The sequence below is a fragment of the Massilia sp. CT11-108 genome (assembly GCF_047302915.1).
Taxonomy (GTDB): domain Bacteria; phylum Pseudomonadota; class Gammaproteobacteria; order Burkholderiales; family Burkholderiaceae_D; genus Telluria; species Telluria orientalis.
In genome coordinates, this window is sequence record NZ_JBKYMO010000352.1 from 1 (window position 1) to 6,101 (window position 6,101).

At 68.2% G+C, this 6,101-nt stretch carries 3 protein-coding genes; all 3 read left to right on the forward strand.

All coding sequences use genetic code 11. The annotated features are described in order from the left end of the window. The first annotated feature begins 148 nt into the window (after positions 1 to 148). The gene (locus ACEN88_RS22530; protein ID WP_413343200.1) at positions 149 to 1,228 is read left to right on the forward strand and encodes an SDR family oxidoreductase; all 1,080 of its coding nucleotides are present in this window, start codon (positions 149 to 151) and stop codon (positions 1,226 to 1,228) included. 49 nt (positions 1,229 to 1,277) lie between these two features. Then, positions 1,278 to 3,818, forward strand: a complete 2,541-nt coding sequence (locus ACEN88_RS22535) for an excinuclease ABC subunit A (protein WP_413343202.1) — start codon at positions 1,278 to 1,280, stop codon at positions 3,816 to 3,818. A 111-nt stretch (positions 3,819 to 3,929) separates the two neighbouring features. Next, positions 3,930 to 6,101, forward strand: a 2,172-nt coding sequence (locus tag ACEN88_RS22540; protein ID WP_413343204.1) for a CHASE3 domain-containing protein, incomplete at its 3' end; no start/stop codon positions are given.

A 6,101-nucleotide genomic window follows, 5' to 3' on the forward strand; every position in this document is an offset into this window, starting at 1 on the left:
GGACGGTTTGCTGGCGGCACCCGGCCTCGCGGAGCGGACGCGTGCAGTGGCGGCGCGCTTCCCGCCGGGCGGCGGCATCGGCAAGGTGTGCGACGCGCTTTCCCGAAGCGGGCAAGAATAGCGGTTGCCATCGACAAGGAGAAGCGGCATGAAAAGAAGCGCACTCGTCGTGGGCGCCAGCGGGATCGGCGGCCATGCCACGGCACGGGAACTGCTGGCCCACGGCTGGACCGTGTACGGCCTCGCGCGCCGCCCGCCCGCCGACCTGCCGGGCCTGATCCCCGTGCCGGCCGACCTGATGGATCCGGAACGGCTCGGCGCAGCGCTCGCCACGGCATTTGGCGACGGTGGCCCGACGCACGTCTTCATCACGACGTGGATGCGCCAGGACAGCGAAGCGGAAAACATCCGCGTCAACGCCGCGCTCGTGCGCAACCTGCTCGATGCGCTCGGCTCGCGCAAGACGCTGCGCCACGTGGCGCTGGTGACGGGCCTGAAGCACTACCTCGGCCCGTTCGAGGCGTACGCCAGTTCCGGCACCTTGCCCGACACGCCGCTGCGCGAATCGCAGCCGCGCCTGCCCCTCGACAATTTTTATTACGCGCAAGAAGACGAGGTCTATGCGGCGGCGGCCCGCGACCGCTTCACGTGGACCGTGCACCGGCCCCACACGGTCATCGGCATGGCGGTCGGCAATGCGATGAACCTGGGCACGACCCTGGCCGTGTACGCGTCGATCTGCAAGGCGACGGGCCGGCCGTTCCGCTTCCCCGGTTCGCAGGCGCAGTGGGATGGCCTGTCCGACGTGACGGATGCGCGCATGCTCGCGCGGCAGCTGCGCTGGGCCGCCGACCACGACGCCGCGCGCAACGAGGCCTTCAACATCACGAACGGCGACTACTTCCGCTGGAGCTGGCTGTGGCGCCGGCTCGCCGCATGGTTCGGCGTCCAGGCGGCCGGTTTCGAGGGCGAGATCCGGCCGCTGGAGGCCGAGATGGCCAACGACCACGCCGTCTGGCGCGAGATCGCCACGCGCCACAAGCTCGTCGAGGCGGACCTGAACCGGCTCGTGTCGCCGTGGCACACGGACCTCGACCTCGGCCGTCCCATCGAAGTGATGACGGACATGGCGAACAGCCGCCGGCTCGGCTTTGCCGCGTGGCAGTCGACCGAGGATTCGTTCTACGACCTGTTTGCCGAGTTGCGGGCGCGGATGCTGATTCCGTGATGGTGGGCCAGCGCACGGACTGCCGCGTTCGCATGTGCTTGAATGAGGCATGCGCGACCCATTAACGAAGACAGGCTACGTGCGCGTGCGCGGCGCGCGCGAGCACAATCTGAAGAACGTCGACCTCGACATCCCGCGCGACGCGCTCGTCGTGTTCACGGGCGTGTCCGGCTCGGGCAAGTCGTCGCTCGCGTTCGGGACACTCTATGCGGAAGCGCAGCGGCGCTACCTGGAATCCGTCTCGCCCTACGCGCGCCGGCTGTTCCACCAGATGCCCGTGCCGGAAGTGGACGACATCGACGGCCTGCCGCCCGCCGTCGCCCTGCAGCAGCAGCGCGGCACGCCGACGACGCGGTCCTCGGTCGGCAGCGTCTCCACATTGTCGAACTCACTGCGCATGCTGTACTCGCGTGCCGGCGATTATCCGCCCGGCCAGGAGCTGCTGTACGCCGAATCGTTCTCGCCCAACACGGCGGAAGGCGCGTGTCCGCAATGCTCGGGACTTGGGCGCGTGTACGACGCGACGGAAGCGTCGATGGTGCCGGACGACAGCCTGACCATCCGCGAGCGCGCCGTCGCCGCGTGGCCGCCCGCGTGGCACGGGCAGAACCTGCGCGACATCCTCGTCACCATGGGCTACGATGTCGACACGCCGTGGCGCGACCTGCCCAGGAAGGACCGCGACTGGATCCTGTTCACGGACGAGACGCCCACCGTGCCCGTGTACGCGGGCCTGACGCCGGAGGAAACGCGCCGCGCCCTCAAGCGCAAGGAGACGCCCAGCTACCAGGGCACGTTCAGCGGCGCGCGCCGCTACGTGCTGCAGACGTTCGCGAACACGGAAAGCGCATCGATGAAGAAGCGCGTGGCGCGCTACATGGTCAGCGCGGAATGCCCGCTGTGCCAGGGCCGCCGCCTGCGCCAGGAAGCCTTGTCCGTGACGTTTGCCGGCATGGACATCATGACCTTGTCGCGCGTCCCGCTGGAACGCCTGGCGCAGATGCTGCGTCCTTACGCGGATGGCACGGCACCCAGGCGCGCCGATAAGCATCCGGAGCAGCTGATCGTCACGCAGCGCATCGCCGCGGACCTGTGCGCGCGGCTCGACACGATGCTCGCGCTTGGCCTGGGCTACCTCGCGCTGGAACGCAGCACGCCGACCCTGTCGCCGGGAGAATTGCAGCGCCTGCGCCTTGCCACGCAGGTGCGCTCGAACCTGTTCGGCGTCGTGTACGTGCTGGACGAGCCGTCGGCCGGCCTGCATCCGGCCGACACGGAAGCGCTGCTGGACGCGCTCGCGCGCCTGAAGGCGGCCGGCAATTCGCTGTTCGTCGTCGAGCACGCGCTGGACGTGATCCGGCACGCGGACTGGATCGTCGACGTCGGCCCGCAAGCGGGCGAGCAAGGCGGGCAGGTTCTATATAGCGGCCCGCCCGATGGCCTGCGCGATGTGAAGGGCTCGCACACGCGGCGCTATCTGTTCACGGATGCGCAGGACGCCGTGCGCGCGCCGGCACGGACCCCGCGCGCGCCGGCCTGGTGGCTGCGGCTGGAAGGCGTCACGCGCAACAACCTGCACGATCTCGCCGTCCGCTTCCCGCTCGGCGTGATGACGGGCGTGACGGGCGTCTCCGGCTCCGGCAAGTCGACGCTCGTGAGCCAGGTGCTCGTCGATCTCGTCGGCGCGGCGCTGGGAGAGGGGCAAGGACGAGGCGGGGCCGACGACGGGACGGAGGACGGCATGGACCTCGAGCGCGAGGCCGACATCCCGACCGTGGGCCACATCGCGGGGGGGCCCATGCACGGCATCCGTCGCCTCGTGCGCGTGGACCAGAGGCCGATCGGCCGCACGCCCCGGTCGAACCTAGCCACGTACACGGGCCTGTTCGACCAGGTGAGAAAACTGTTCGCGGCGACGCCGGCCGCGAAGAAGCGCCGCTACGACGCCGGCCGGTTCTCGTTCAACGTGGCCAAGGGCCGCTGCGAACATTGCGCGGGCGAGGGCTTCGTGATGGTCGAGCTGCTGTTCCTGCCGAGCGTGTACGCGCCTTGTCCCACGTGCGGCGGCGCACGCTACAACGCCGACACGCTGGCGATCCGCTACAACGACCGCAACGTCGCGGACGTGCTGGGCATGACGGTCGACGAGGCGCATGCGTTCTTCGCGGACGAGGAAGCCGTCGCGCGGCCGCTCTCCGTGCTGCGCGAGGTGGGGCTCGGTTATCTGCGGCTGGGGCAGAGCGCGACGGAGCTCTCGGGCGGCGAGGCGCAGCGCATCAAGCTGGCGACGGAGCTGCAGCGCGCCGGCCGCGGCGGGACGCTGTACGTCCTGGACGAGCCGACGACGGGCCTGCACCCGCTCGACGCCGACCGCCTGCTGGCCCAGCTCGACCGTCTCGTCGATGCGGGCAACACCGTCATCATGGTCGAGCACACGATGCGCGTGGTGGCTGCCTGCGACTGGGTGATCGACATCGGTCCCGGCGCGGGCGAGGCAGGCGGCAAGGTGGTGGCGGAAGGGCCGCCGGCACAAGTCGCGCGGGCGAAGGACAGCCGCACCGCCCCGTATCTTCGGCGATCTCTGCCGTAAATACGCCGCAACGCCGTCGACTTGACAAAAAGTCACGCTCAAGCGAACGCCTCCGTTTCTTCGCTTGCGTTACACTTGGGATATTTTTTTTCACAAGAGTAACCACACAGCATGCCCGGTTCGAGTATCGATAGTGACCAATTCCGCCGGATCCTGTCGCGCAACGTCGCCATGCCGCTGGGCATGGGCGTGCTCAGCGCGCTCGTCTTCGTCGGTATCATCGCCTACCTCATCAATGTCCTGAGCTGGGTCGAGCATTCCGAGCACGTGATCGGCCGCGCCAACGAGGTCAGCCGCCTGTCGTCCGACATGGAGGCCGGCATGCGCGGCTACGTGCTGTCCGGCGACGACGATTTCCTGGCGCCTTACCTGACGGCCAAGCCGCGCATGGATGCCGAGCTGAAGAACCTCGAGCGGCTCGTCGACGACAACCGGGCGCAGCTCGACCGCATCGAGCGGGTGCGCGCGGCGCAGCTCCAATGGCAGGCGTTCGCCGAAGAGATGATCGGCCTGCGCGGCAAGAAGAGCGACTTCGTCGAGATCATCCAGAACATCAAGGCCGGCCGCGGCAAGATCCTGACCGACCAGGTCCGGCGCGAGTTCCTCGATTTCATCCTGGAAGAACAACGCATCCTGCAGGAACGGAACGCCACGTCGCGTTCCGTGATCGCGTGGTCCGTCGCCGCCTTCCTCGCGTTCAGCCTGATCGTCGCCGGCCTGCTCGCCGTGTTCGGCCGGCGCGACCTGCAGGCGCTGTCCAAATCGTACGGCGACATCCTGCAGCACGAGGAAGACCACAATACCCAGCTGACGCAACAGGCGTGGCTGCGCTCGGGCCAGACGGAACTGGTCGGCAAGACGACGGGCATCATCAGCCTGGAAACGCTGGCCGACGCCGTGTTGAACTATGTGGCGAACTACCTGAACGGCGTCGTGGCCGCGATGTACGTGCGCGCCGATGACGGTACGCTGACCCGCATCGGCGCCTACGGGTTCGCGCATGCGGACACGGACCGCGCGCGCATCGTGCATCCGACCGAGTCGCTGGCCGCGCAGGCCGCCGACCAGAACCGCATCGTCACCTTGCGCGACCTGCCGCCGGACTACATCAAGGTCGGCTCGGCGCTGGGCGAGACGGCGCCGCGCGAACTCCTGATCGCGCCCGTGTCGAACTTCGGCAAGATCAAGGGCGTCATCGAGATCGGCTTCCTGCACCCCGTGCGCGAGCGCGACGTCCAGTTCATGGAGACGATCGCCGCGTCGGTTGGCGCCGCCGTCGCCAACGTGCTGCACCGCCAGCGCCTGCAGGCCGCGCTGGAAGAGCAGCAGGCCCTGAACGAGGAACTGCAGGTGCAGCAGGAAGAACTGCGCACGGCGAACGAAGAGCTGGAAGAGCAGTCGCGCGCGCTGGAGGAATCGCAGTCGGCGCTGGAAAACCAGCAGGCCGAGCTGGAGCAGACGAACGAACAGCTGGCCGAGCAGGCCGCCAACCTCGACACCAAGAACAGCGCGCTGGTGCAGGCCCAGGAGCAGTTGCGCGAGCGGGCGCTGGAGCTGGAGCGCGCGAGCCGCTACAAGTCCGAGTTCCTCGCGAACATGTCGCACGAACTGCGCACGCCGCTGAACTCGTCGCTGATCCTGGCGAAACTGCTGGCCGACAATGCGGCGGGCAATTTGAACGACGAGCAGGTGCGCTTCGCCCAGACGATTTATTCGGCGGGCAATGATCTGCTGAACCTGATCAACGACATCCTCGACATCTCGAAGGTCGAGGCCGGCAAGCTGGAGCTCGTGCCGGAAGACTTGCCGCTGCGCCGCGTCATCGAGGGCCTGGCCCGCGTGTTCGAACCGCTGGCGCGCCAGAAGCACCTGGACTTCAGCCTGACGGTCGAGCCGGACGTGCCGATCAGCATCCACACGGACCGCCAGCGCCTGGAACAGATCCTCAAGAACCTGCTGTCGAACGCCGTCAAGTTCACCGACAAGGGCAAGGTGCATCTCACCGTGAGCGCCAACACGGATGGCTGGATCCAGTTCACCGTGCAGGATTCCGGCATCGGCATCGCGCCCGAGCAGCAGGATAAAATCTTCGACGCGTTCCACCAGGCCGACGGCTCCACCGCCCGCAAGTACGGCGGCACGGGCCTGGGCCTGTCCATCTCGCGCGACCTGACCGCCTTGCTGGGCGGCACCCTGACGCTCACGAGCGCGCCGGGCGAAGGCAGTTCATTCGTCCTGAGCCTGCCGCGCAACGGCACCGTCGCCGCGACGCCGCCCGTGCTC